The following is a 24,824-nucleotide window of genomic DNA, read 5'->3' on the forward strand; positions in this document are numbered from 1 at the left end:
TCTCCGGCGTGGTACACTTTGCGCGATTTTCGCCCTAAAAAGGGGGCGCAGTATACTGTCTTTCGTCGGGAATCCCAATGTCATTAATCTATCTGCAGGGTTATCCTGAAAACATCCTCGAACAGGTGCAGTTGCTGATTGATAATCAGCGATTAGGCAGCTTTTTGCAGGAACGCTATCCTGACACGCACAATATTGTCAGTGACCGTGCGCTGTATGATTACACTCAGGCAATGAAAAGCCGTTATATGCGCAGCGCACCGCCGATCAGCAAAGTGATCTGGGATAACAAAATCAAGGTGATGAAACATGCGCTTGGCCTGCACACCGCCATCTCGCGCGTGCAGGGCGGCAACCTGAAAGCCAAAGCCGAGATTCGTATTTCCACCTTCTTCCGTCTGGCACCGGAACCGTTCCTGCGCATGATCGTGGTGCACGAACTGGCGCACCTGAAAGAGAAGGATCACGACAAAGCGTTCTACCAACTCTGCTGCCATATGGAACCGGATTACCATCAACTGGAGTTCGATGCGCGCCTGTGGATGACGGATCAGGCGATGCGCGGTAACGCGGCTTAAAGAAACTCCTGCGCCTTCTGAATCAAACTGGTTTTGGTCAAGGCGCCCATAAAGCGGCGCTCCTGCGGGTTGTTGAGTACCGGCAAGCGCTCCAGCGTCACCCGTGCGAATGCCTCCCAGCCTTCACGCATGCTCTGGTTCTGATAAATGCACGGGAAGTTATCATCCATCACGCTGCTGACCGGGGAATCCAGGGTGATCTCCTGCGATAACACTTTGCGCGAGATGTCATGGATCGAGACGACCCCCAGAAACTGCCCCGCACTGTTGATCACATACACATAGCGTTCGCGCTTCAGTGAACTGACTGCCAACGCCTGACCTACCGACTCTTCAGGCTGCAACGCGGCGCCAGGGATGATCAGTTGGTCAACGCGCATATTATCGAAATCAAATTTGGCCTCTGAACGGCTAAAGTGATTGCTCACCACCGGATAGGTGCTGGCAGATTGCAGTCGATACACCACCATGGAGGCCAGCACTGAGGCGATCATGATCGGGAATAACAGGCTGCTGTTGAGCGTCATCTCCAGCACCATCAGCATCGCCATTAACGGTGCCTGACTTACGGCCGCTAATACCGCCGCCATACCAATCGCCGCGTAAAGCAGGGTATCGCCAACCGGCAGATGAAGTGCCACGCCCATCTGCGCCAGCGCCACGCCAAGCAGCGCACCAATCAGCAGCGAAGGCGTAAACAGACCACCCACCGCGTTCGATCCCACCGACAGCGTGGTGGCCAGGGTTTTGAGCACCAGCAGGCCAATCAATCCGGCCAGCACATAGTGACCATCGATGATCTTCACGATCACTTCGTAGCCGTTGCCCAGAATATCGGTGGAGATCAATGCCAGAAAACCGACGGCTAATCCGCCAAGCCCCAGGCGTGCAGGCAATGACTTAACACGACCAAATAGCATTTTGCTGCGGGCAATCAACTTGATCAGCAACCAACCGGCTAAACCGGCCACCAAACCAATCACGATGGTCATCAACAAACTGCTGATATCCATCTGGAACAAGGCTTCGGAGAGCGGATAGAGCGCACTACGAAAGCCAAGTGACCACATGGTCATCACCGCCACCGCCGAGGCGACAATTAACGGGATCAGCCGCTGTAGCGCCGAGATACCAAAGGCAATTTCAGCGACAAATATCGCCGAGGCCAGTGGTGCGTGGTACACCGAAGAGAGGCCAGCCGCAGCGGCCATGGCGACAATATCGCTGTTACGCATCTGCGGGAACCAGCGGCCCATCAGGCTGCCACTCAGCGCGGAGAGCTGCACCATCGGGCCCTCTTTACCAATCGAGGCACCGCTGCCGATACTGGCAATCGAGGAGAGTGCACGAAACAGCGAGGTTTTGGTCGGCACCGCATCCAGGCGCGCGTTGATCACTTCGAGGTAATCGGTTTTGACCGTTTCCTGTTTCTCTATCGCCACCGCATAGCGCAGGAAGAAACCCGCCAGTACGCCGCCCGCGCCCACCAGCAGCGGCCAGAAAATCCACGGCCAGACGTGCATCGCCACGGTGATTTCGCTGTCGCTGTTAAACAGCAGGCGGTTAATCAGATCAATGACGCCGCGAAAGGCTAAGGTCACCAGCGACGCGACGAATCCCACGGGGATAGCAATCAGCAGTGTGGTCCAGTTCAATGCATGTTTACTTCCACTCACCCACGCGTCCCCGCTAGCTGGTTAAAAAAATGTGCCGCATCATCATATTGGAATGCGGATCGCATGATCAAATTTCGTCTGACGAACCACCCGCTGAACATGCTACTCTGCCGCTTTACTGTTGCAGGAGAGCAAGCCCGTGATTCGTTTTGCCATTGTGGGAACCAACTGGATAACCCGCCAGTTTATCGACGCCGCGCATGAGACCGGTAAAATGAAGTTAAGCGGTGTCTATTCGCGTCAGCAGTCGCAAGCTGATGCCTTTATCGCTGACTATCCCTGTAAACTCACTTTTACTTCACTCGACGATTTGGCAGCCAGTCCGGAAATCGATGCGGTGTACATCGCCAGCCCGAACGCACTCCACGCTGAGCAAGCGATGCTGTTTATGTCGCACGGCAAACATGTGATTTGCGAAAAGCCGATGGCGTCAAACCTGCGTGAAGCCGAAGCAATGATTGCCTGCGCACGCCAGCATCAGGTGGTGCTGTTTGAAGCGTTTAAAACCGCCAGCCTGCCGACGTTCCTGCAACTGCAGAACACCCTGCCGCAACTTGGCAAGCTGCGCAAAGCGTTGATCAATTACTGCCAGTATTCATCACGCTATCAGCGTTATCTTGACGGTGAAAATCCCAATACCTTTAATCCGCGCTGGTCGAACGGCTCGATAATGGACATTGGCTTTTACTGCCTGGCCGCTGCCGTCACATTGTGGGGTGAGCCGCAGCAGGTGCAAGCGCAGGCTTCGCTGCTGGAGAGTGGTGTCGATGCGCACGGTGTGGTGGTGCTAGGCTACGGCGATTTTGATGTCACGCTGCTGCACTCTAAGGTCAGTGATTCACTGATCCCGAGCGAAATTCAGGGTGAGGCCGGTTCCCTGGTGATTGAGAAAATCTCTGAATGCCAGCAGTTGCGCTTTATCCCGCGCGGTGGTGAGAGTCAGAATCTGACGCAGCCGCAGCACATCAACACCATGCTGTATGAAGCCGAGACTTTTGCCCAACTGGTTGAGCAGCGTCAGGTCGAGCACCCGGCTCTTGAAACCTCGCGTATCACGGCAAAACTGTTGACGGAAATCCGCCGCCAGACTGGCGTGGTATTCCCGGCAGACCAGGCTTAAGTGTAAATATTGCAGAATATTTCAAACACCCCATTGAATACCTCAGCGGTTGGACGTATCTTGGTCACTGCAAAGGGGAGTAACTTGTAAGCTGATTGATCGTCATTACGATGCTGAATGCATCCGGTCATCAGGCAACCCGGAATCTATTCTGAGTTGTAAGTGAGACCTTGCCGGAAGGCGAGGTTTGCTTGCAGCTTGATCAAAGCGGCTAACGTCTTCTGACTTAGCCGCTTTTTTATTTTCCGGACAGGATTACAACTATGCACACTGTAGGCACACCGTTACTCTGGGGCAGCTTCGCTGTTGTTGTGCTCATCATGCTGGCGATCGACCTCTTCTTACAGGGACGTCGGGGCGCGCAAACCATGTCATTTAAGCAGGCCGCCGTTTGGTCGCTGGTGTGGATCTCCGTTTCCCTGCTGTTCAGCGCCGCTTTCTGGTGGTACCTCGAAGGCACTGCAGGCCGAGAAGTGGCGACCGCACAAACTCTCGCTTTCCTCACCGGCTACGTGCTGGAAAAAGCGCTTGCGGTGGATAACGTCTTCGTCTGGCTGATGCTGTTCAGCTACTTCGCTATCCCGGCAAACCTGCAACGCCGCGTGCTGGTGTATGGCGTGCTGGGCGCGATCGTATTGCGTACCATCATGATCTTCGCCGGTAGCTATCTGGTGACGCAGTTCAGCTGGATCCTCTATGTGTTCGGGGCTTTCCTGCTGTTCACCGGCCTGAAAATGGCGTTTGCCAAAGAGGGCGATGACGCGGCGGTCGGCGACAAACCGGTGGTGCGCTGGCTGCGTAAACATCTGCGCATGACCGATAATCTCGAAGGCGAGAAATTCTTCACCCGCAAAAATGGTGTGCTGTTTGCCACCCCGCTGCTGCTGGTGCTGATCATGGTGGAGCTGAGCGATGTGATCTTCGCGGTTGACAGTATCCCGGCGATCTTCGCGGTGACGACCGATCCCTTCATCGTCCTGACCTCAAACCTGTTTGCGATCCTCGGTCTGCGCGCCATGTACTTCCTGCTGGCGAACGTGGCAGAACGCTTCTCGATGCTGAAATATGGCCTGGCGATTGTGCTGGTGTTTATCGGTATCAAGATGCTGATCGTCGAGTTCTACCATATCCCGGTGGGCATCTCACTGTCGGTAGTGGGCGTGATTTTGGGCGGTACGCTGCTGATCAACGCCTGGGTGAACCACAGAAACGACCAGAAGCGCATCTCACCATAATCTTCTGCAGGGGCGGTAATCGCCCCTGCTTTGTTTCGCCAGCTGCAAATTTCACCTTTCATAGCTCTGTCACATTTCACATCGTCAGCAGATCAAAAAACCGATCTGCGCCGCACGCACAGAATTATCTCTTTCCTCACCAGGACTTTTCCTTATACTCCGCCGGGCAAACCGTTTGGCGCGGAGGAACCGCGCACAACACTCATACCGCTATAAAAAGACCGAACTATGCTAAATAACTTTATTGGACGTCTGGGCGCGCTGTTCGCAGGAAGCCTGGTAAAACAAATCATGATTGGCCTGATTGCCGGTGTGGCGCTGGCGTGGTTCTCACGTGATGCCGCTCTGGCCGTAGGTCTGCTGGGTGAACTGTTCGTTCGCGCCCTGAAGGCGGTGGCCCCGCTGCTGGTGTTGGTTTTGGTGATTTCGTCGATTGCTAATCATCAACAAGGGCAGAAAACCAACATCCGTCCCATCATCATGCTCTATCTGTTGAGCACCTTCTTTGCCGCTGTGGTTGCGGTCACCTTGAGCCATCTGTTCCCGCAAACTCTTTCAATGAACGTGGGCGCAACCGAAATTTCACCGCCGTCTGGCATTACCGAAGTGCTGCACGGTCTGTTGATGAGCATGGTGGCTAACCCGATTGAAGCGTTACTCAACGCCAACTACATCGGCATTCTGGTGTGGGCCATCGGCCTCGGTCTGGCCTTCCGCCATGCCAGCCCAAGCAGCAAGGCGTTCCTTACCGATGCTTCGCATGCGGCGACGTGGGTGGTGCGTTGCGTGATTCGCTGTGCGCCGCTGGGGATTTTTGGTCTGGTGGCTTCGATTCTGGCCTCAACCGGCTTCGGTGCGCTGGAGGAGTACGCAACGCTGCTGGCGCTGCTGCTGGGATGCATGGCTATCATGGCGTTGATTGTGAATCCGATTCTGGTGTTCCAAAAGATTCGTCGTAATCCTTACCCGCTGGTGTTTACCTGCATCCGCGAAAGTGGCGTGACCGCTTTCTTTACCCGCAGTTCTGCAGCAAACATTCCAGTGAATATGGCGATCGCTAAACGCCTGAATCTTGATGAAGATACCTATTCTGTCTCCATTCCACTTGGCGCGACGATCAGTATGGCGGGCGCGTCGACCACCATCACGGTGCTGACGCTGGCGGCGGTGCATACGCTGGGCATCTCCGTGGATGTGCCGACAGCAATCCTGCTGAGTTTTGTGGCTTCGATTTGTGCCTGTGGCGCCTCGGGTGTGGCCGGCGGTTCGCTGCTGTTGATTCCGGTCGCCTGTAACATGTTCGGGATTCCGAATGACCTGGCGATGCAGGTGGTGGCCATCGGCTTTATTATCAGCGTATTGCAGGATTCCGCCGAGACGGCATTGAACTCATCAACCGATATTCTGTTTACTGCGGCGGTGTGTCAGGCTGAAGCCGAGCGCGAACCGCGCACGTTGTCTGAAGCAGAGTAAACTGAGATTGACCAGGGCGGCATAAATGCCACCCCTACGACAATCTGCCACGGTTTTGTAAGGTGCGTATTTGCCGCCCCCCACGACAATCTGGCACGGCTTTGTAAGGTGCGCATTTGCCGCCCCTACAACAATCTGGCACAGCTTTGTAAGGTGCGCATTTGCCGCCCCCCACGACAATCTGGCACGGTTTTCGTAGGGTGCGCATTTATGCGCACCTGGCGATTTACAACGTTACTCCGCTTTTAAATATCGCTAACTCGCGGAAATCATTAGCTTCGTTACGCGCGGGTTTACCGTTGGCAATCGCCACAATCATATCAACAAAATCCTCCAGCATCTCCGGCATGCTCATGCCCTCAATCAAACGCCCGGCATTAAAATCAATCCAGTGCGGCTTCTTCTCTGCCAACTGCGAGTTGGTGGCAATCTTCACGGTAGGCACGAATCCGCCATAGGGGGTGCCGCGTCCAGTGGTAAACAACACCATATGACAACCTGCCCCTGCCAGTGCGCTGGTGGCCACCGCATCATTACCTGGCGCGCTTAGCAGATTGAGGCCTGGCGTGATCAGACGCTCGCCATATTTCAGTACATCCACCACCTGGCTCTGCCCGGCTTTCTGCGTGCAGCCAAGGGATTTCTCCTCCAGCGTGGTGATACCACCCGCCTTGTTTCCCGGAGAAGGGTTCTCATAGATTGGCTGCTGATGGTCGATAAAGTAACGCTTGAAGTCGTTGATCATCGCCACCGTTTTATCAAAGGTGGCTTCATCCCGGCAGCGGCTCATCAAAATGCGTTCTGCGCCAAACATTTCCGGTACTTCGGTCAGCACCGTGGTGCCGCCGTTGGCAATCATCTGATCGGAGAAGCAGCCCAGCATCGGGTTGGCGGTAATGCCAGAGAAACCGTCAGAACCGCCGCACTCCAGTCCAAACTTCAGTTCGCTGAGTTTGCCCGGCTGGCGCAGATCGCCGCGCATCACGTTGTACAGTGCATGCATCCGCTCCAATCCAGCTTCGACTTCGTCGTCCTGCTTCTGGCACTCCATAAACTGCACGCGGTCACTGTCAAAGCCGCCGAGCGTCTCGCGGAACACATCCACCTGATTGTTCTCGCAGCCCAGACCAATCACCAACACCGCACCGGCATTGGGATGGCGCACCATGTTTTGCAGCATGGTGCGGGTGTTTTCATGGTCCTGGCCGAGCTGAGAACAGCCAAACGGGTGGCTGAACAGATGCACACCATCAATCCCTTCCGCTTCATTGGTCTCTTTAAGGAAGCGCGACAGAATTTGCCGGGCGATACCGTTCACACAGCCCACCGTTGGCAGAATCCACAGCTCATTGCGAATACCGACTTCACCACTGGCGCGGCGGTAAATCTGCACCTCGCGATCGCCGGCCTGAGCGGGGATATCGAGAAACTCCGGCTGGTAGTCGTACTCATCCACATCGCTCAGATTAGTGCGTGCGTTGCTGGAGTGGATGATTTCTCCCATCGCAATCGGGCGCGTGGCATGGGCAATCGGCAAGCCGTATTTAATCACCAGCGCATCCGTTGCCAGCGGCGTCAGCGCGAACTTATGGCCCCGCCCAACCTCTTGCTGCAAGGTAATATACTGGCGATCAATTTCGACTTTGGTTTCGGCAGGTAAATCGCGCAGCGCTACCGCCACGTTGTCGCGCGAATGGATTCTTATCGCATCTTGCATAGCGTTATCTCAGTTGTACCAGCGCCGTCCGCATCCCGTGGACAACGATGTTTTGCAGGTGTTGGCTGACTGCGGCCACTAATCCGGGCCGCTGAGTAAGATCTTCGCCCCAGTGTGAGCTGTTGCTGAGTACCGCTTGCACCAGCTGTTCCGGGATCAATGTGTCCTGGTTTACCGCCGGCCACAGTTCTGCGAACTGCTGTAGCCAGTGGCTGTCATCCTGTAATGGCCACTGCTGGTCGCCCTGTTCACCGCGATAAAATGCCAGCAGCGCGGCAAAGGCAAAGGTCAGGCGCGGTGGCCATTGGCCGGTTTGTTGCTGAGACAGCAACAGCTGCGGCAGCAAACGGGTGCGGAATTTGGTCATGCCGTTGAGCGCAATCGAGAGCAGCGCATGGCGGATAAACGGATTGCGGAAGCGGCGTTGTACCGCATCGGCAAAGACGTGCAGTTCATCGCGAGGCAGATCCAGCGTCGGGATCACTTCCTCACGCAACAGCGCATCGACATAAGCCGTAATGGCGGCGTCATCCATCGCTTCACCGACGCTCTCCAGTCCGGCCTGAAATGCCACCGGCACCATCGCAGTGTGCGCACCGTTGAGGATCGCCACCTTCTGCGCTTTGTAGGGCGTGATGTCATCAACGAACTTCACTTCCGGTGCCAGCGCGGCGAGTTTCAGTTCCTGTGCCAGCGCATCCGGCCCCTGAATCACAAACTGGTAATAGACTTCGCCTGCCACCAGATAGCGATCCTCGTAACCCAACTGTGCAGCGATGTCGGTACCCTCGGCTGGATAGCCGGTAACGATGCGATCCACCAGCGTGTTATAGAATGCACAGTGGTCCAGCACCCAGCGGGCAAATTCTGGCGGGAGCTGCCAGTGCTTGATATAGCGCAGCACCAGCTCACGCAGTGCATCGCCGTTGTGATCGATTAACTCGCACGGCACAATCAGCCAGCCTTTCTCTGCCGCACCGGCAAAGTGGCAAAAGCGCGTCCACAGCAGTTGTGTCAACTTGCCTGGGAAGGAAGAGGCTGGCGCATCCTCCAGCCGATCCTGCTCAACAAAGGCAATGCCTGCTTCAGTGGTATTGGAGAACACAAAGCGCATCTGCGGCGCACGGGCCAGTGCGAGAAAATCCTCAAACTGCTGATAGGGCTGGATCTCGCGATTGAGGCTACGAATCAGCCGGGTTTCACTCACCTGCTCACCTGCGCCGTTCAATCCACGGATCAGCGTGGTGTACAAACCGTCCTGCTGATTCAGTGAGTCTTCTACCACGCGATTGCGCGGCCGCACCACCACCACGCCCGCATCGGTGCCCTGATGCTCATTGAGCCAGTCGAGCTGCCAGTCAATAAACGCCCGCAGGAAGTTGCCTTCCCCAAACTGGATCACGCGCTCGCTATAGCTTGCGCCGGGGAAATCGTGACGGTTTAGCCGCTGCATCATCAGGCTCCCAACTCAATGCCGAAGTAATCGCGCGCGTTGTTGAAGCAGATGTTTTGCACCATCTGTCCCAGCAGTGCTTCGTCGGCTGGCGCTTCACCGCGCTCAATCCAGTTGCCGATCATCTGGCACAGCAGGCGGCGGAAATACTCGTGGCGGGTATAGGAGAGGAAACTACGGCTGTCGGTGAGCATACCGACAAAGCGACTCAACAGGCCGATCTGCGCCAGCTGCGTCATCTGACGGTGCATGCCATCGAGCTGATCGTTAAACCACCAGGCGGAACCAAACTGCATCTTGCCTGGCTCACCTTCGCCCTGGAAGTTGCCCGCCATGGTCGCCAGCACTTCGTTGTCGCGTGGGTTAACGCAGTAGAGGATAGTTTTAGGCAGTGCGTTGTTACGGTTCTGCGCATCCAGCAAACGACCCAAAGGAATCGCCATCGGCGCATCATTAATGGAGTCAAAGCCCACATCCGGGCCGAGAATATCGAACTGCCGACGATTCGCATTACGCAGCGCACCAATGTGATATTGCTGCGCCCAGCCGCGACGCGCATATTCGCTGCCCAGCCACACCAGCACCGCCGTTTTAAACTGTGCCACCTCCTCTTGCGACGGTGCAATACCTTGCAGGCGACGCGCCAGAATACCATCCAGCGTGCTTTCGTCGGCCTCGGCAAACAGCACCACATCCAGCGCATGGTCGGAGATTTTGCAGCCGTGTGCGGCAAAATGATCGAGACGCAGGCTCAACGCGCGGCGCAGATCATCAAAACGTTGCACGCTGACATCGGCTACCTGTTCCAGACGCTGAATCCACGGCAGGAAGGTATCCAGCTCAATATTGAAGGCTTTATCCGGACGCCAGCTTGGCAGCACTGTCACGCTGAAGCTGGCATCGTCCGCCAGCGTGCGATGGTGCTGGAGGTCATCGAGCGGATCGTCAGTGGTACCGACCATTTTCACTTTCATCTGCTGCATGATGCCGCGTGCGCTAAAGGCATCCTGCGCCAGCAGTTCATTGCACTGCTGCCAGATGCGGTCCGCGCTCTGTTCATTCAGCAATACATCGGTAATGCCAAACGGGCGGCGCAGCTCAAGGTGCGTCCAGTGATACAGCGGATTGCCGATGGTATGCGGCACCGTGCGCGCCCAGGCGTTGAATTTATCGCGATCGCTGGCGTCGCCGGTGCACAGCGCTTCGGGTACGCCATTAGCACGCATCGCACGCCATTTGTAGTGATCGCCTTTCAGCCAGATGTCATAGAGATTGCTGAAGCGGTAATTTTCGGCAATCTGCTGCGGCGGTAAATGGCAGTGATAGTCGAAAATCGGCTGGTTTTTGGCGTAGTCATGGTACAGACGACGGGCGAACTCGCTATCGAGTAGAAAATCCTCACTCATAAAACGCGACATACCTGCTTCCTCATGTTTGGGGCCAATTGGCTTCTGACTCAAAGTTATCATACCAATTTTGACGATCGGCAAAATTGTTTGCGATAGACCTCACAATAATGACAGTTTCCCTGTGGGTATATGGACAAAACAGTCAGCTATATTGCACTAAATTGCTGTTATAACGCCCGTTTCTCGGATCACACAGCACATACAGGGTTTTTGTGATGGCATTCAACTTTTAAAGTTGTATAACAAGTTAATCTCTCGCCTCGTTGATGCCGAACCTCATGGCACATCTCATAACAACAAGGCGGCAGGTCTGATTCGTCATCGCCGCCAGCGGGAGTACTTAAATGCTCCCCTACCTTTAATGGCAAGTGTTACGACAGACTGGAAGAGGTAAATGATGCGTAAGATCAAAGGGCTACGCTGGTACATGATTGGGCTGGTGACGTTGGGCACCATTCTTGGTTACCTGACACGTAATACCATTGCCGTGGCCGCGCCGACGCTGGAAACGCAGCTGGGCATTACCACACAACAGTACTCCTATATCGTCGCCGCTTATTCGGCGTGCTACACCGTGATGCAACCTGTGGCGGGTTATGTGCTTGATTTACTGGGCACCAAAATTGGCTACGCCGTGTTTGCCATCCTTTGGGCGATCTTCTGTGCCGCCACCGCCATGGCCGGCAGCTGGGGTGGTTTTGCGCTGGCACGTGGCGCGGTGGGTGCGGCAGAAGCGGCAATGATTCCTGCTGGCCTGAAAGCCAGTAGCGAATGGTTCCCGGCCAAAGAGCGTTCCGTCGCGGTAGGCTATTTCAACGTTGGTTCATCGATTGGTGCGATGCTGGCGCCACCGCTGGTGGTATGGGCGATTCTGGCACACAGCTGGCAGCTGGCCTTTATCATCACTGGCGTGCTGAGCATGGCGTGGGCGTTGTGCTGGTTAATATTTTATAAACATCCTAAACAGCAAACCAAACTCAGCGAAGAAGAGCGTCACTACATTATTTCCGGTCAGGAAGTACAGCATCAGACCGGCAATAACAGCAAAATGTCAGCCCGTCAGATTCTGCGTAATCGCCAATTCTGGGGTATTGCCCTGCCACGTTTTCTCGCGGAACCGGCATGGGGCACCTTTAACGCGTGGATCCCGCTGTTTATGTTCAAGGTCTACGGCTTCAACCTGAAAGAGATCGCCATGTTCGCCTGGATGCCGATGCTGTTTGCCGACCTCGGTTGTATCGTCGGCGGTTACCTGCCGCCGCTGTTCCAGCGCTGGTTTGGCGTTAACCTGATTGTGTCGCGCAAACTGGTGGTCACCATGGGCGCGGTGCTAATGATTGCACCGGGCACCATCGGCTTGTTTACCAGCCCTTATGTGGCGATTGGTTTGCTGTGCGTCGGTGGCTTCGCCCATCAGGCACTGTCCGGTGCGTTGATCACCCTCTCCTCGGATGTATTTGGCCGTAATGAAGTGGCCACGGCGAATGGCCTGACCGGCATGGCTGCCTGGACTGCCAGCACCCTGTTTGCGCTGGTGGTGGGTGCATTGGCTGATACGCTGGGCTTCAGCCCGCTGTTTGCCGCGCTGGCGGTGTTCGACCTGCTCGGTGCCTGTGTGATCTGGACCGTGCTGAAAAATCAGCCGGTATCTGAGCTGGACGTTCAGCACGTGGCTCAACCGGCGACGGCCCGCACTTAATCTGCACACTTTGGGCTGGCGCACGTCAGCCCATTTCCTCCACCCGGTCAAAGTGGTATAACAACTCATCCTTCCCTGCCACAGCGAACCGCGCAATGGATCTGAACGAATCCCGTCGTCTTTACCAACAACTCGCCAGTGAACTCAAACGTCGTATCGAGGCGGATGATTATCGCGTGGGCGATAAGCTGCCTGCTGAACGCCTGATCGCTGAGGAGATGGAGGTCAGCCGCACAGTGGTTCGCGAAGCCATCATTATGCTGGAAGTGGAAGGATATGTTGAAGTACGTAAGGGCTCCGGCATCCACGTCATCAGCAATCAGCAGCAAAACCGTGAGACCACCCCCAGCCAGCTGGAATTTGCCAGCTTCGGACCCTTTGAGCTGTTACAGGCGCGCCAGCTAATTGAAAGTAACGTGGCCGAGTTTGCCGCCACCCAGGTCACGCGTCAGGACATCATGGCATTGATGGCGATTCAGGAAAAAGCCCGCCAGGAAGACCATTCACGTGATTCAGAATGGGATATGCATTTCCACGTCCGCATCGCGCAATCCACGCAAAACAGCGCGCTCGCCGCGATTGTCGAGAAGATGTGGTTGCATCGCCTGCACAACCCTTATTGGCTCAAACTGCACGAACATATTGATGCGCGCAACATCACCAGCTGGTGCGACGATCATGACCAGATTCTGAAAGCACTCATGCGCAAAGATCCCGCCGCCAGTAAGCTGGCAATGTGGCAGCACCTGGAAAATACTAAACAGATGCTGTTTAACGCCACCGCCGACGATTTTGAATTTAATGTCGACCGTTACATGTTTGCGGAAAATCCCGTCATCCTGCCGGAAGGTAGTGACAATTCTTATTGATTCTGCTGCATTTCCAGGCGAATAAGTCAGTTAATCTGCAATAGTGTCAGCTCATGTAAAGCTCCTTTTGAGCATCTGCGTCAAAAGGTAAAACTCCTGTGCGAGAGCCACTTTACACTGTCTGACCTGCATGATTTTTGTTACAGTTATCGGCCTTTTCTTACCCTTTGCGACAGGGCTTTAAAAAGTCGCTGATTTAACAATCAATTCTGGATGGATCCGGAAATCCCGCAACGGCTGCATACCAAAAATGTATAACCAAGCCAGCCTGCGCCTCAGTCCCTTACGGGCACGTTTAACAATGATGTTCAGGAATGATTGATGGATATTTTGAAAGCATTGCTGCATGCCTTGTGGCAGCAGGATTACGAAATGCTCTCCGACCCGACACTGGTTTGGGCCATTTATGGCGTGCTGTTCTTGATCCTGTTTCTCGAGAATGGCCTGCTACCCGCCGCGTTTCTGCCCGGCGATAGTCTATTGATTTTAGTCGGTGTTTTGATTGCCAAAGGCACCATGGGTTTCCCGCTGACCATCCTGATTTTGACCACCGGCGCCAGTCTGGGCTGTTGGGTAAGTTACATTCAGGGCCGATGGCTGGGGAATACGCCTACGGTACAGAAGTGGCTCTCGCACCTTCCGGCGCAATATCATCAACGCGCGCATAGCTTATTCCATCGCCATGGGCTTTCGGCCTTGCTGATCGGTCGATTTATTGCCTTTGTGCGCACCCTGCTGCCGACCATTGCCGGGCTTTCTGGTCTGAGTAATGCACGCTTCCAGTTCTTCAACTGGATGAGCGGTTTCCTGTGGGTGCTGATTCTGACGGTACTGGGCTTCGCGCTGGGTAAAACGCCGATTTTCCGCCGCTATGAAGATGAACTGATGTTCTGCCTGATGCTGTTACCGCTAGTGTTGCTGGTGATTGGTCTGGTGGGCTCTCTGGTGGTGCTGTGGCGTAAACGTCAGTCTTCACGCAACGGGAATTCACAGCCATGATCAGATTCCGTGGGTTCCCCAGGCGCTTTGTGCCCTGGGCACTTGGCGCTGCGCTGGCGCTGCTGGCAGTGATCTTTGTACCTTCGATGTTGCAGCACGATACCGTGGTACAGATTCGCGTCGCACACAATGGTACCAACTTGCCGGATGGCTTTTATCTGTATCAGCAGCTCAGTGCGCAAGGTGTGCGTATCAAAAGCATTACACCTGCGGGCGATGCGCTGGTGATTCATTTCGAAAATGAAGAACAAAGCCTTGCCGCCCAAAAAGTGCTGAAACGCTTGCTACCACAGGGCTTTGTCGTCGCAAGCGGACCGCAAGCTTCGCAGCAAGTATCTGACAGCAACCGCCCAACTTATAGCTGATTTTCACCGTCTGGCGATAAGCCAGACGGTGAATCAATCCTCGCTATCCCCGCGTCTTCGTTGAATTTTTTCGTCTGCTGTCTATGCTTAAAGGTAGCGCGAGTTAAGACAAGCTGGGACGCTTCTCCTGCCCGGTTTGCGGCAGGTCATCAACAATGGAAGGTAAAACCTGATGAAACATCAATTACTGCTGGGTGCTATTCTGTTCTCTCTCTCGGGATCTCTGATGGCAGCTGAATCGCTGTGTCAGCAGAAAGAACACGATATTCAGCGTGAAATCGACATGGCTAAACAGCACGATAACCAGCGCCGTGTGACCGGGCTGGAGCGCGCGCTCACTGAAGTACGTGCGAATTGTACTGATGAAAGACTGAAGTCAGCCCACAGCGAACGCATTGCAGAGCAAAAACACAAAATTGCGGAACGTGAGCGTGAGTTGAAGGAAGAGCGTCAGGATGGCGACAAAGATAAGATTGAGAAGCGCGAACGTAAGCTGGAAGAGGCACAGCACGAGCTGAAAAAGCTTGAAGCTGAGCCTTACTAATCGGACTTAAATAAATGATGTAATGGAGAACTTCATGTCTAAAGACACCACATCTGAACATCTGCGTGCGGAACTGAAAAACCTTGCTGACACCCTGGAAGAAGTACTGAGCAGCTCGGCGGATAAATCGAAAACCGAGCTGGACAAACTGCGCAGCAAAGCGCGCGGCGCGATTGAAAGTTCGCGTGAGCGCCTGGGCGATTCCGGTGAACGCATCGCGCAATCCACGCGTGAAGCGGCAGAGAAGGCCGACGAGTATGTGCGCGATAATCCGTGGCACGGCGTAGGCATCGGTGCAGCTGTCGGTGTACTGATCGGCATCCTGATCTCACGTCGTTGATATGAGCGATAGTCAGAGCCACGGCCCAGGCAAAGGGGTCTTCAACATCGGTCAGCGCGTCATCACTACCTTAGTGAGTATGGTGGAAACGCGCGTCCGTCTGGCGATTGTCGAGCTGGAGGAGGAGAAAGCCAATCTGATTCAGATGCTGATGATGGTTGGACTGACGATGCTGTTTACCGCTTTTGGTTTAATGAGCCTGATGGTGCTGATCATCTGGGCGGTGGATGCGCAGTATCGGTTAATGGCGATTGCCATTACCACCGCCGTGCTGTTTGCGCTGGCGCTGATTTTTGGTGTGTGGACACTGTATAAGTCACGCCAGTCAACGTTGCTGCGTCATACCCGCAAGGAGCTGGAAACCGATCGCAGCTTGCTGGAGGAGCATCGCTCATGAGCCGTCGTGAACGTGAAGCACGCATTCATGAACTGTTGAATCAGGTTCAGCAGCAGCGATTGGATCTCAGTGCTGCACGCCGTGACTGGCTGGATGGCACCGCTCACTACGATCGCGGCTGGCTAACGTTTCTCAGCTTACGCCGCTATCTGGCGATTGGCAGCAGCGCGCTGGCCATCTGGTCAATCCGCAGTCCTAACCGTATTTTGCGTTGGGCAAAACGCGGTTTTGGTCTTTGGAGTACCTGGCGCATGATTAAATCCACGCTCGAACCTCGCTAACGCCTTCATTTGAAACCGGATCTAAAAGATTCGGTTTTTCTTTATCAAAATCCCTGAACAACATTGACAGTTTAACTCGCTTACAACTGTTGCAACCTGCGACTATCATCTTCCTCCATCAGCCCAACGAATTGCGACCTGCGATTCAGCGGGATCAAAACCTTGCAGGCCATCAACCTGCTTCTTAATTCTTGTTGGAGTAAATGATGAAAAAATTCGAAGACTCAGGCCTGCTGCTGGCACGTGTATTAATGACCATTCTGTTCATCACTGCGGGCTGGGGCAAAATCACCGGTTATGCCGGTACCGCACAATACATGCAGGCGATGGGCGTCCCGGGCTTCTTATTGCCGCTGGTTATTCTGCTGGAGTTCGGCGGCGGTCTGGCAATTCTGTTCGGTTTCCTGACTCGTTTTACCGCACTGTTCACTGCGGGCTTCACTCTGCTGACTGCCTTCCTGTTCCACAGCAACTTTGCTGAAGGCGTTAACCAGCTGATGTTCATGAAAAACCTGTCCATCGCCGGTGGTTTCCTGGTGCTGGGTCTGGTAGGTCCAGGTGCTTACAGCATCGACCGTCTGATTCGTGCTCGTTTCGCACCAGCAGCCGCACGCTAAGCACACAAGCGCTGCCAGAACACATATACTGATTTGCAGGGGCGGGGATTTTCCCCGCCTTTTTTCTTTATGGAGGGCTTATGGGACAACTGATTGACGGTGTCTGGCATGACACCTGGTACGATACGAAGTCAACCGGTGGCCGCTTCAAACGCACAGAAGCAGTCTGGCGCAACTGGGTCACCGCAGATGGCAGTGCAGGCCCAACTGGCAAGGCGGGTTTCGCTGCCGAGCGCGATCGCTATCATCTTTATGTTTCTCTTGCCTGTCCGTGGGCACACCGCACGCTGCTGATGCGCCAGCTTAAAGGGCTGGAAGAGATGATTTCCGTCTCAGTGGTGCATCCATTGATGCTGGAAAACGGATGGACCTTCGACGACGATTTCCCGGACGCAACTGGCGACTCGCTGTATCAAAACGAATACCTTTATCAGCTCTATCTGCACGCCGACCCGCAATACACCGGCCGCGTGACCGTTCCGGTGCTGTGGGATAAAACTCAGCACACCATCGTCAGTAATGAATCGGCTGACATCATCCGTATGCTCAACACGGCCTTTGATGCACAGGGTGCCCGCGCCGGAGATTATTATCCGCCGGCGTTGCGCGATAAGATTGATGAGCTGAATGGTTGGATTTACAACACGGTTAACAATGGCGTGTATAAGAGCGGATTCGCGACCTCGCAGGCGGCGTATGATGAATCAGTCACCGCGCTGTTCCATTCGCTGGCACGACTTGAGCAGATCCTCGGCCAGCATCGCTATCTGGCTGGCGATCGCCTGACAGAAGCGGATTTGCGTTTATGGACCACCTTAGTCCGCTTCGACCCGGTGTATGTAACGCATTTCAAATGCGATCGTCACCGCATCAGTGATTACCGCAATTTGAGCGGCTTCCTGCGTGATATCTATCAGATGCCGGGCATCGCCGACACGGTGAATCTGCCGCATATTCGCCATCACTATTACTGTAGCCACAAGACCATCAACCCGAGCGGCGTGATTTCGCTGGGCCCGGCGTTTGACTGGGATGAGCCACACGGCCGAGGTTAAGCACGTTGCGCTCAACACACTCTTTTCCTGAAGGAGTGCGTTGAGCGCGGATTACCGATTGAATGCGAGGTGTAAAAACACCCGATTGACCATTTCTGTTGTGCACAACCCGGGACAGCTCGTGCCGCTAAAGCCAGGTTTAAGCGAACTTGATCAACAGCATCCCCGCAATCAGCAACCCAACACCAAGCCAGCCGAGACGGTTCAGACGTTGACCAAATAGCACCCATCCGGCTGCCACCGTTGCCACCAGACCAAAACCGCCCCACAGCGCATAAGCGACTGAGAGTTCGATCCCTTTAACCGCCTGTGACAAGGCGCTGAACGCCCCCAGCACCGCGACCAGTGAGAGCACGCCGTAAATTACACGGCGGAAACCATCGGAGTATTTGAGAAAGATATTAGCGACGATCTCCAGCCCAATCGCCAGTGCCAGCCAGGCAACGTGTATCGCATTAAACGTGGCCATGGTGCAGCTCCTTGCGTGTCAGCGTGCCAGATTTGATCAGCGCAATTCCCGCCACCAGCGTGATTAAGCCAGCCACTTTCATCAGCGATAGGGTTTCATCGAACAGTGTGACACTGAACAGGGTGATAAACAGAATGCCGATACCTTCCCACATCGCATAGGCCACGCCTAAAGCGATACGTTTTACGGCGAAAGACAGGAAAATATAAGAGAGCGCGATCATCACCAGCATAAAAATAAAACCCGCGTTGTCTTCATTGACGCTAGCCCATTTCATTGAGAGCGTGCCGGTTATTTCAGCCAGGATAGCGAGAGCTAACAAAAACCAATAGCGCATACTTTCTCTCCTTAAGAGAAATAAAGAGCCATCACGCGGAATAGACGCGTGAAAAATTTTAAGAATATTTTTAAATAAGGAGAGTGTGGCGCTACAGCGCGAAACGCCAGTGCTGGTCGCAGATCGAGCAGTGGAAGTGTTCGGAGAGATAAATAGAGGTTGCCATCATTGGGGCGAGCATTTTGTCCATAATTTTACAACTTATCCACGTTGTTGCTTTTCGTCGATGTGGATGAATAATTGTCCTCGGTAGTTAAACACGCGCCTATTCTGGCATAAGGTCTATTTTATTATGCGGGATTTTCATTTCTTTACGCTTTGGCGTTTTTTATTCTCTGCGAACGAGAATTTATTTAATTATCGGTATGCCGGGTTCTTTTCATAAAGAGTGTAGTGGATAGCAAAAACCCCGCCGGAGCGGGGTTTTTCCATAAAGAAGTCGAAACTGACCGATAAGCCGGGTTCTGTCGTGGACAGTCATTCATCTAGGCCAGCAATCGCTCACTGGCTCAAGCAGCCTACCCGGGTTCAGTACGGGCCGTACCTTGTGAACCCCTATTTGGCCTTGCTCCGGGTGGAGTTTACCGTGCCACGAACTGTTGCCAGTCGCGCGGTGCGCTCTTACCGCACCCTTTCACCCTTACCTGATCCCATTACTGGGCCATCGGCGGTTTGCTCTCTGTTGCACTGGTCGTAGGCTTGCGCCCCCCAGGCGTTACCTGGCACCCTGCCCTATGGAGCCCGGACTTTCCTCCCCTCTGCCCGTCTCCCCCGAAAGGGACGACGACAAAGCGGCGACTGTCTGGTCAGCTTCGGCGCGGGATAATAGGCGATCCGCCCGCGTTTGTCACGCCTCTTGCTGCTCCAGCGCGTACTTATACAGGGCGTTCTTCTTAACGCCATGAATTTCCGCCGTTAACGCAGCGGCTTTTTTCAGCGGCAGCTCAGTTTGCAGCAACGCCAGGGTGCGCAACGCTTCGGCAGGCAGCGCTTCTTCATCGGCCTTGTGCCCTTCAACAATCAGCACCATCTCGCCTTTGCGACGGTTTTCATCTTCCAATACCCAGGCCAGCAGCTCGCCCACCGGCGCGCCCTGGATGGTTTCCCAGGTTTTGGTAATTTCGCGCGCCAGCACCACATAGCGATCGGCACCCCATACGCTCACCATATCTTGCAGGCTATCGATCAAACGGTGAGTGGATTCATAAAAAATGAGGGTACGTGGTTCATTCTCGAGGGAGCGCAGCACATCGCAGCGGCCTTTACTCTTGGCGGGCAGAAATCCTTCGTAACAGAAACGATCTGACGGTAACCCCGCCGCACTTAATGCTGTAATCGCCGCGCAGGCACCCGGCAACGGAACCACGCGCACACCTGCTTCACGGCAGCGACGTACCAGATGATAGCCAGGATCGTTGATTAATGGCGTGCCCGCATCCGAGACCAGCGCAATGCTCTGGCCTTCTTGCAGCCTGGCTAACAACACTTCTGCTTTCTGTTGTTCGTTGTGGTCGTGAAGTGCGAACAGTCGCGCATTGATGGCGAAATGTTGTAGCAACAGCCCGGTATGACGTGTATCTTCCGCTGCGACCAGATCGACGCTCGCAAGCACCGTCAGCGCACGCTGCGTGATATCACCCAGGTTACCGATCGGGGTAGGAACGATATAGAGCGTGCTGGCAGAAATCTCTGCCCGATCGAGTTGTTTCATTGTTTCATCCGAATTGCCGATTTAATATTGAGCATCTAGAAAAAAACATCACTGGATACAGTATGCTTCCTTCAAAAGTCGTACGTCATAAAGCAGGACGCTTTGTACCTGTTCTTCTCGCTGGACTGATTTTAGCCGCCTGTAGCGGCCAGGGACCGCAGCAAACCTCCAACGTCAATATTCAGGGGCCTGCTACTGGCCGGTCTGACTATTATCTGCAGCAGGTGCAGCAAAGCAGCGATGATAGCAAGACCGACTGGCAATTACTTGCCATCCGTGCCCTGTTGAAGGAAGGAAAGTATCCGCAGGCTAACGATCAGATCTCGCAACTGCCACAGCAGCTCTCTGCAGTGCAGCAGCAGGAACTGCAATTATTGCGCGCGCAGATGCAGATTGGTCAGCAGGATTTCGGCGGCGCTCAGCAGACGCTGGGTCAGGTGAAGACTGATGGCCTGTCTCAGGATCAGCAGGTACGCTACTACGCACTGCAAATCGCTGCGGCACAGAATCGCCCTTCACTCGCGCTCTTACGCGCCTATATTGCTCAGGAACCGCTGCTGCAAGGCGCCGACCACCAGAGCAATATTGACGCCACCTGGCAAGCTCTGACGCAAATGACGCAGGATCAGCTGAACAGCCTGGTGATTAACGCCAATGAGAACACCCTGCAAGGCTGGCTGGATCTGCTCAATACCTGGCACACCAATAGCCAGGACCCGCAGATGCTGAAAGCCGCGATCAAAGACTGGCAGACGCGCTATCCGCAGAATCCGGGCGCGAAAACGCTGCCGACGCAGCTTAGCCAGGTGCAAAACTTCACCAAAGCCTCGACCAGCACCATCGCGCTACTGCTGCCGCTGAATGGCCAGGCACAGGTTTTTGCCAATGCGATTCAGAAAGGTTTTAACGATGCCAAAAATGGCGTGTTAACTGCCCCAGCCCCGCAACCCGCCCCTGCTGCGCCAGCGGCAACCGATGCCAATGGTCAGCCGTCAGCACAACAGACTGGCGATGCCAATGCACAACAGCCTGTGGATGCTAACGCTGCCGCTAACACGGTTGTCAGCCCGGCCATGGCAGGTAATATGCCGCCACAGACCGAACAGCCGCAGCCCGCCGCACAACCGGCGACAACGGCTGCTCAGCCGGACAGCAGCGCTCAGGTTAAAGTTTATGACACCAGCAGCCAGCCGATTGCTCAGGTGATGCAGCAGGCACAGCAGGATGGCGCGACCATCGTGGTGGGTCCACTGTTGAAAAACGACGTCGAGTCGGTGGTGAATAGCCAGACACCCCTTAACGTGCTGGCGCTGAATGAGCCAGAACAGATCCAGAACCATCCGAATATTTGTTATTTTGCGCTTTCTCCTGAAGACGAAGCGCGCGATGCCGCGCACCATATCTACGAGCAAGGCAAACGCAAGCCATTACTGCTGGTACCGCGTAGCAGCTATGGCGATCGCGTCAGCAAGGCGTTCGCACAGGAGTGGCAGAAACTCGGCGGTTCAACCGTACTGCAACAGCGTTTCGGTGGCGTTTCTGAGCTGAAACAAGGTATTAATAGCGGGGCCGGTATCGCATTGAGTGGCACGCCGCTGACGGTTGAACAGCCGCAGTCTGCCGGCGTGGCTGTTGCGGGCCTGACCATTCCGGCGCCGCAAACCACCCCGCCAGCGCCAACGGCCGATGCCAGCGGCGGCAGTGTGGATGCAGTGTATATCGTGGCCAGCCAGGACGAGCTGCAACTGATCAAACCGATGATTGCGATGCGCACCAGCAGCCGCAACAACATCGCACTGTATGCCAGCTCCCGCAGTGCGCAGGCGGGTGCCGGTCCAGACTTCCGTCTGGAAATGGATGGCCTGCAGTTCAGTGATATTCCGCTGCTCTCCGGTAACAATCCGGGTCTGATGCAGCAGGCGGCGAAGTCGTTTAACAACGATTATTCGCTGGTTCGCCTCTACGCGATGGGCATTGATGCCTGGACGCTGGCGAATCACTTTAACCAGATGCGCCAGGTGCCTGGCTTTGCCATTGACGGCAACACCGGCAAACTGAGCGCCGACACGGATTGCGTGATCAACAGGAAGTTGGCATGGAACCAGTATCGTCAGGGACAAATCGTTCCGGTGCAATAAACCGCCAGCGCATTGGCGCTGAGCAAGAGCAGCAGGCGCGTGGCTATCTGGAGCGCGCCGGGCTGCGATGGATTGCCAGCAACGTGCGTTGCCGCAGTGGGGAAATTGACCTCATTATGCGAGACGCCGATTGCTGGGTGTTTGTCGAAGTGCGCTATCGACGCGATGCGCGCTACGGCGGTGCCGCCGCCAGCGTGACGCGCCAGAAACAACAAAAGCTGCTGCGTACCGCTGCATGGTGGTTGCTGGCACGCGGCGGCAGTTTTGATACGGTGAATTGCCGTTTTGACATCATTGCCATTACCGGGCGTGAGCTGGAATGGCTGCCCGATGCCTTTAATGCCGATGGATAGAACCAGGTGGTCTTGTGCAGGACAGAATTAAAGCGTGTTTTACCGAAAGTATTCAGACTCAAATCGCCGCTGCGGAGGCACTGCCGGACGCGATTTCTCGCGCCGCTATGACGCTGGTGCAGTCGCTGCTGAACGGTAACAAAATCCTGAGTTGTGGTAACGGTGCCTCATCGGCCAATGCTCAGCATTTTGCCGCCAGTATGATTAACCGTTTTGAGACCGAGCGCCCCAGCCTGCCTGCGCTGGCACTGAGCGCCGACAATGTCATGCTGACGGCAATCGGCAACGATCGTCTCCACGATGAAGTTTATGCCAAGCAGGTTCGCGCGCTTGGTCAGGCCGGTGATGTGCTGCTGGCTATTTCAACCCGTGGCAACACCCGCGATATTGTTAAAGCGGTTGAAGCTGCGGTGACTCGCGATATGACTATCGTCGCGCTGACCGGCCATGATGGCGGTGAGCTGGCGGGCCTGTTGGGTCCGCACGATGTGGAAATTCGCATTCCGTCACATCGCAGTGCACGCATTCAGGAAATGCATATGCTGACGCTGAACTGCCTGTGTGATTTGATTGATAACACTTTGTTCCCACACCAGGAATGACTGAAGGAGCTCAAATGAAAGCATTGAACGCTGTCGCCATTCTTTTAACTGCCATGATGCTGCAGGGCTGTGTTGCCGTTGTGGCAGGCGGCGCCGCTGTGGCGACCAAAACGGCAACGGACCCGCGCACTGTGGGTACGCAAGTGGATGATGGTACGCTGGAACTGCGTGTCACTAACGCACTGGCTAAAGATGAACAAATTAAAAACCAGGCGCGCGTCGTGGTCACCGCTTATCAGGGCAAAGTACTGCTGACCGGCCAATCACCATCGGCTGATTTGGCGAGCCGCGCCAAGCAGATTGCGATGGGCGTAGAGGGTGCCACCGAAGTGTATAACGAAATCCGTACCGGCCAGAAAGTGAGCCTCGGAACGTCATCATCCGATACCTGGATCACCACCAAAATCCGCTCGCAGCTGCTGGGTAGCGATCAGGTGAAATCGTCGAACGTGAAAGTGACCACGGAAAACGGTGAAGTGTTCCTGCTGGGTCTGGTGACACAACAGGAAGCCACTGCGGCGGCCGATGTGGCCAGTCGTGTGAGCGGTGTGAAACACGTAACGACCGCGTTCACCATCCTAAAGTAATCTGCATCTGACGGGCGCAGTCAGTTGCGCCCCGACCACAGACAAGGGCAGCCTCAGCGGGCTGCCTTTTTTTATGCCGGTAAATCGATGACGAGGGCACGCAGCGGCGATTTCGCCTGCAACGTAATCTGCTGTTCTTCACTCAAGAACGCGCCGTCACCGCAGCTCAGTAACTCCTGATTGGCGCTACTTGCCTGCAGATCCAACGAACCGTGGATGGATTGCAGATAGGCGCGAGGACCGTTCAGTTTCACCGTATGCTGCTCACCGGGTGCGAGTATCACCTGATGGACCCAAACTTGCTGACGCAGTTGCAGGCTGCCATCCACGCCGTCTGGCGAGGCCAGCAAGAAACGGGTCTGCTGCGGCACAGCGATTTTCTGCAGCAGCGGATTCTCGCGATCCGGGCAGGCCGCCAGCCACAGCTGCATACGTGTTAGTGGGTGATCTTTGCTGATATTGATTTCACTGTAGTTCACGCCCTGCCGCGCCGACAGCAGCATGGCTTCGCCTTCCCGCGCGATCAGGTGGTTACCTTCGCTATCGCGGTACTCTGCTTCGCCCTGCAACACCAGGTTCAGCACATCCACCTGCGGATAGCTGCGTGGCTGGAACGCCGCACCAGGTGCCAGCACTTCCTGATTAAGCACACGCAATGAAGCGTAGCCCATTAATTTCGGGTCAAAATAGTGGCCAAAAGAGAAGCTGTATCGCGCCTGCAACCAACCGAAATCGGCCTGGCCACATGCTGACGCGCAGCGGGTTGTCATCATGATTTACCTCCGACGCACTGCGGTGAG

The 24,824-nt window shown here is 55.0% G+C and carries 26 protein-coding genes and 1 other RNA gene; 18 read left to right on the forward strand and 9 right to left on the reverse strand.

All coding sequences use genetic code 11. The features are described 5' to 3' along the window. Positions 1-77 precede the first annotated feature (77 nt). Complete coding sequence (locus IAE30_RS12945; protein ID WP_045831849.1) at positions 78-578, forward strand: M48 family metallopeptidase; 501 nt, start codon at positions 78-80, stop codon at positions 576-578. Here the strand turns inward: IAE30_RS12945 and IAE30_RS12950 are convergent. Then, the gene (locus IAE30_RS12950) at positions 575-2,254 is read right to left on the reverse strand and encodes a chloride channel protein (protein ID WP_038644541.1); all 1,680 of its coding nucleotides are present in this window, start codon (positions 2,252-2,254) and stop codon (positions 575-577) included. The two genes, IAE30_RS12945 and IAE30_RS12950, sit on opposite strands and share 4 nt — an antisense overlap. Before the next feature lie 139 nt (positions 2,255-2,393). Between IAE30_RS12950 and IAE30_RS12955 the strand changes: the two genes are divergently transcribed. The 3 genes from IAE30_RS12955 to sstT all read left to right on the forward strand — a co-directional run bounded on the left by IAE30_RS12955 (position 2,394) and on the right by sstT (position 6,082). Further along, a complete protein-coding gene (locus IAE30_RS12955) occupies positions 2,394-3,374 on the forward strand; it encodes a Gfo/Idh/MocA family protein (protein ID WP_200679921.1) in 981 nt (326 codons plus the stop codon). Positions 3,375-3,637: 263 nt separating this feature from the next. Further along, positions 3,638-4,609: a TerC family protein gene (locus IAE30_RS12960; RefSeq protein WP_045831851.1), complete on the forward strand. Its 972-nt coding sequence runs from the start codon at positions 3,638-3,640 to the stop codon at positions 4,607-4,609. Between the two features lie 228 nt (positions 4,610-4,837). Further along, positions 4,838-6,082, forward strand: a complete 1,245-nt coding sequence (gene sstT, locus IAE30_RS12965) for a serine/threonine transporter SstT (protein WP_200679924.1) — start codon at positions 4,838-4,840, stop codon at positions 6,080-6,082. 226 nt (positions 6,083-6,308) lie between these two features. Here the strand turns inward: sstT and IAE30_RS12970 are convergent, their stop codons facing one another. Genes IAE30_RS12970 through uxaC form a run of 3 tightly spaced genes read right to left on the reverse strand, consistent with a single transcriptional unit; the run spans position 6,309 to position 10,670 of the window. Further along, complete coding sequence (locus IAE30_RS12970; protein ID WP_200679925.1) at positions 6,309-7,799, reverse strand: UxaA family hydrolase; 1,491 nt, start codon at positions 7,797-7,799, stop codon at positions 6,309-6,311. Between the two features lie 4 nt (positions 7,800-7,803). Next, entirely contained in the window at positions 7,804-9,252 is a 1,449-nt protein-coding gene (locus tag IAE30_RS12975) for a tagaturonate reductase (protein ID WP_200679981.1), read from the reverse strand. 2 nt (positions 9,253-9,254) lie between these two features. Beyond that, the gene (gene uxaC, locus IAE30_RS12980; RefSeq protein ID WP_200679927.1) at positions 9,255-10,670 is read right to left on the reverse strand and encodes a glucuronate isomerase; all 1,416 of its coding nucleotides are present in this window, start codon (positions 10,668-10,670) and stop codon (positions 9,255-9,257) included. Between the two features lie 388 nt (positions 10,671-11,058). Here uxaC and IAE30_RS12985 point away from each other — a divergent pair, with 388 nt between their 5' ends. The 10 genes from IAE30_RS12985 to IAE30_RS13030 all read left to right on the forward strand — a co-directional run bounded on the left by IAE30_RS12985 (position 11,059) and on the right by IAE30_RS13030 (position 17,827). After that, positions 11,059-12,360 carry an MFS transporter gene (locus tag IAE30_RS12985; RefSeq protein ID WP_038649846.1) on the forward strand — a complete coding sequence of 434 codons (1,302 nt, stop codon included), beginning with the start codon at positions 11,059-11,061 and terminating at the stop codon, positions 12,358-12,360. Positions 12,361-12,455: 95 nt separating this feature from the next. After that, complete coding sequence (exuR, locus tag IAE30_RS12990; protein ID WP_045814840.1) at positions 12,456-13,229, forward strand: transcriptional regulator ExuR; 774 nt, start codon at positions 12,456-12,458, stop codon at positions 13,227-13,229. 321 nt (positions 13,230-13,550) lie between these two features. Beyond that, entirely contained in the window at positions 13,551-14,228 is a 678-nt protein-coding gene (locus IAE30_RS12995) for a DedA family protein (protein ID WP_034829190.1), read from the forward strand. Further along, entirely contained in the window at positions 14,225-14,593 is a 369-nt protein-coding gene (gene mzrA, locus IAE30_RS13000) for an EnvZ/OmpR regulon moderator MzrA (RefSeq protein ID WP_038644528.1), read from the forward strand. Before IAE30_RS12995 ends, mzrA begins: the two co-directional genes overlap by 4 nt. Positions 14,594-14,765: 172 nt before the next feature. Further along, entirely contained in the window at positions 14,766-15,137 is a 372-nt protein-coding gene (locus tag IAE30_RS13005; protein WP_034829192.1) for a DUF1090 domain-containing protein, read from the forward strand. A 34-nt stretch (positions 15,138-15,171) separates the two neighbouring features. Then, positions 15,172-15,477, forward strand: coding sequence for a YqjD family protein (locus IAE30_RS13010; RefSeq protein ID WP_034829194.1), 306 nt, complete (start codon positions 15,172-15,174; stop codon positions 15,475-15,477). 1 nt (position 15,478) lies between these two features. Further along, positions 15,479-15,874 carry a phage holin family protein gene (locus IAE30_RS13015; protein ID WP_038644525.1) on the forward strand — a complete coding sequence of 132 codons (396 nt, stop codon included), beginning with the start codon at positions 15,479-15,481 and terminating at the stop codon, positions 15,872-15,874. After that, a complete protein-coding gene (locus IAE30_RS13020; protein WP_038644523.1) occupies positions 15,871-16,155 on the forward strand; it encodes a YqjK-like family protein in 285 nt (94 codons plus the stop codon). Before IAE30_RS13015 ends, IAE30_RS13020 begins: the two co-directional genes overlap by 4 nt. Positions 16,156-16,361: 206 nt before the next feature. Next, positions 16,362-16,772 (forward strand): DoxX family protein, encoded by a 411-nt coding sequence (locus IAE30_RS13025; protein WP_034829198.1) that lies wholly within the window; start codon positions 16,362-16,364, stop codon positions 16,770-16,772. Between the two features lie 80 nt (positions 16,773-16,852). Continuing rightward, positions 16,853-17,827 (forward strand): glutathione S-transferase family protein, encoded by a 975-nt coding sequence (locus IAE30_RS13030; protein WP_038644521.1) that lies wholly within the window; start codon positions 16,853-16,855, stop codon positions 17,825-17,827. A gap of 139 nt (positions 17,828-17,966) precedes the next feature. On the opposite strand, the gene mdtI is transcribed toward IAE30_RS13030, so the two are convergent. From mdtI to rsmI, 4 genes are all read right to left on the reverse strand, one after another. Beyond that, on the reverse strand, positions 17,967-18,296 hold the full coding sequence (mdtI, locus tag IAE30_RS13035; protein ID WP_038644519.1) for a multidrug/spermidine efflux SMR transporter subunit MdtI: 330 nt from the start codon (positions 18,294-18,296) through the stop codon (positions 17,967-17,969). Then, positions 18,283-18,633: a multidrug/spermidine efflux SMR transporter subunit MdtJ gene (gene mdtJ, locus IAE30_RS13040; protein WP_045814844.1), complete on the reverse strand. Its 351-nt coding sequence runs from the start codon at positions 18,631-18,633 to the stop codon at positions 18,283-18,285. The genes mdtI and mdtJ overlap by 14 nt, the downstream gene beginning before the upstream one ends. A gap of 437 nt (positions 18,634-19,070) precedes the next feature. Further along, positions 19,071-19,447: RNase P RNA component class A (rnpB, locus tag IAE30_RS13045), an RNA gene on the reverse strand. 33 nt (positions 19,448-19,480) lie between these two features. Next, the gene (gene rsmI, locus IAE30_RS13050; protein WP_038644515.1) at positions 19,481-20,344 is read right to left on the reverse strand and encodes a 16S rRNA (cytidine(1402)-2'-O)-methyltransferase; all 864 of its coding nucleotides are present in this window, start codon (positions 20,342-20,344) and stop codon (positions 19,481-19,483) included. A gap of 62 nt (positions 20,345-20,406) precedes the next feature. Between rsmI and IAE30_RS13055 the strand changes: the two genes are divergently transcribed. The 4 genes from IAE30_RS13055 to dolP are packed head-to-tail and all read left to right on the forward strand — an operon-like array spanning position 20,407 to position 24,024. Beyond that, positions 20,407-22,482 (forward strand): penicillin-binding protein activator, encoded by a 2,076-nt coding sequence (locus IAE30_RS13055; protein ID WP_200679929.1) that lies wholly within the window; start codon positions 20,407-20,409, stop codon positions 22,480-22,482. Next, on the forward strand, positions 22,440-22,835 hold the full coding sequence (locus IAE30_RS13060) for a YraN family protein (RefSeq protein WP_200679931.1): 396 nt from the start codon (positions 22,440-22,442) through the stop codon (positions 22,833-22,835). The genes IAE30_RS13055 and IAE30_RS13060 overlap by 43 nt, the downstream gene beginning before the upstream one ends. Before the next feature lie 14 nt (positions 22,836-22,849). Then, complete coding sequence (gene diaA / locus IAE30_RS13065) at positions 22,850-23,437, forward strand: DnaA initiator-associating protein DiaA (protein WP_034829211.1); 588 nt, start codon at positions 22,850-22,852, stop codon at positions 23,435-23,437. A 14-nt stretch (positions 23,438-23,451) separates the two neighbouring features. Next, positions 23,452-24,024, forward strand: a complete 573-nt coding sequence (dolP, locus tag IAE30_RS13070) for a division/outer membrane stress-associated lipid-binding lipoprotein (RefSeq protein WP_045832880.1) — start codon at positions 23,452-23,454, stop codon at positions 24,022-24,024. 71 nt (positions 24,025-24,095) lie between these two features. Here the strand turns inward: dolP and IAE30_RS13075 are convergent, their stop codons facing one another. Beyond that, the gene (locus IAE30_RS13075) at positions 24,096-24,797 is read right to left on the reverse strand and encodes a pirin family protein (RefSeq protein WP_200679933.1); all 702 of its coding nucleotides are present in this window, start codon (positions 24,795-24,797) and stop codon (positions 24,096-24,098) included. Positions 24,798-24,824: the final 27 nt, after the last annotated feature.

It is taken from the genome of Pantoea sp. S61, assembly GCF_016625145.1.
GTDB lineage: Bacteria > Pseudomonadota > Gammaproteobacteria > Enterobacterales > Enterobacteriaceae > Pantoea > Pantoea rwandensis_B.

Excerpts from the sequence above, each read along its gene's own strand:
- IAE30_RS13025 (WP_034829198.1), top strand. The coding sequence starts at position 16,362 with ATGAAAAAATTCGAAGACTCAGGCCTGCTGCTGGCACGTGTATTAATG.
- IAE30_RS13005 (WP_034829192.1), top strand. The coding sequence starts at position 14,766 with ATGAAACATCAATTACTGCTGGGTGCTATTCTGTTCTCTCTCTCGGGA.
- IAE30_RS12985 (WP_038649846.1), top strand. The coding sequence starts at position 11,059 with ATGCGTAAGATCAAAGGGCTACGCTGGTACATGATTGGGCTGGTGACG.
- sstT (WP_200679924.1), top strand. The coding sequence starts at position 4,838 with ATGCTAAATAACTTTATTGGACGTCTGGGCGCGCTGTTCGCAGGAAGC.
- IAE30_RS13060 (WP_200679931.1), top strand. The coding sequence starts at position 22,440 with ATGGAACCAGTATCGTCAGGGACAAATCGTTCCGGTGCAATAAACCGC.
- mdtI (WP_038644519.1), bottom strand. The coding sequence starts at position 18,296 with ATGGCCACGTTTAATGCGATACACGTTGCCTGGCTGGCACTGGCGATT.
- IAE30_RS13020 (WP_038644523.1), top strand. The coding sequence starts at position 15,871 with ATGAGCCGTCGTGAACGTGAAGCACGCATTCATGAACTGTTGAATCAG.
- IAE30_RS13055 (WP_200679929.1), top strand. The coding sequence starts at position 20,407 with ATGCTTCCTTCAAAAGTCGTACGTCATAAAGCAGGACGCTTTGTACCT.
- IAE30_RS12995 (WP_034829190.1), top strand. The coding sequence starts at position 13,551 with ATGGATATTTTGAAAGCATTGCTGCATGCCTTGTGGCAGCAGGATTAC.
- IAE30_RS12960 (WP_045831851.1), top strand. The coding sequence starts at position 3,638 with ATGCACACTGTAGGCACACCGTTACTCTGGGGCAGCTTCGCTGTTGTT.
- rsmI (WP_038644515.1), bottom strand. The coding sequence starts at position 20,344 with ATGAAACAACTCGATCGGGCAGAGATTTCTGCCAGCACGCTCTATATC.
- dolP (WP_045832880.1), top strand. The coding sequence starts at position 23,452 with ATGAAAGCATTGAACGCTGTCGCCATTCTTTTAACTGCCATGATGCTG.
- mdtJ (WP_045814844.1), bottom strand. The coding sequence starts at position 18,633 with ATGCGCTATTGGTTTTTGTTAGCTCTCGCTATCCTGGCTGAAATAACC.
- IAE30_RS13015 (WP_038644525.1), top strand. The coding sequence starts at position 15,479 with ATGAGCGATAGTCAGAGCCACGGCCCAGGCAAAGGGGTCTTCAACATC.
- IAE30_RS12945 (WP_045831849.1), top strand. The coding sequence starts at position 78 with ATGTCATTAATCTATCTGCAGGGTTATCCTGAAAACATCCTCGAACAG.
- IAE30_RS12975 (WP_200679981.1), bottom strand. The coding sequence starts at position 9,252 with ATGCAGCGGCTAAACCGTCACGATTTCCCCGGCGCAAGCTATAGCGAG.
- IAE30_RS13030 (WP_038644521.1), top strand. The coding sequence starts at position 16,853 with ATGGGACAACTGATTGACGGTGTCTGGCATGACACCTGGTACGATACG.
- mzrA (WP_038644528.1), top strand. The coding sequence starts at position 14,225 with ATGATCAGATTCCGTGGGTTCCCCAGGCGCTTTGTGCCCTGGGCACTT.
- exuR (WP_045814840.1), top strand. The coding sequence starts at position 12,456 with ATGGATCTGAACGAATCCCGTCGTCTTTACCAACAACTCGCCAGTGAA.
- IAE30_RS13010 (WP_034829194.1), top strand. The coding sequence starts at position 15,172 with ATGTCTAAAGACACCACATCTGAACATCTGCGTGCGGAACTGAAAAAC.
- uxaC (WP_200679927.1), bottom strand. The coding sequence starts at position 10,670 with ATGTCGCGTTTTATGAGTGAGGATTTTCTACTCGATAGCGAGTTCGCC.
- IAE30_RS12970 (WP_200679925.1), bottom strand. The coding sequence starts at position 7,799 with ATGCAAGATGCGATAAGAATCCATTCGCGCGACAACGTGGCGGTAGCG.
- IAE30_RS13075 (WP_200679933.1), bottom strand. The coding sequence starts at position 24,797 with ATGATGACAACCCGCTGCGCGTCAGCATGTGGCCAGGCCGATTTCGGT.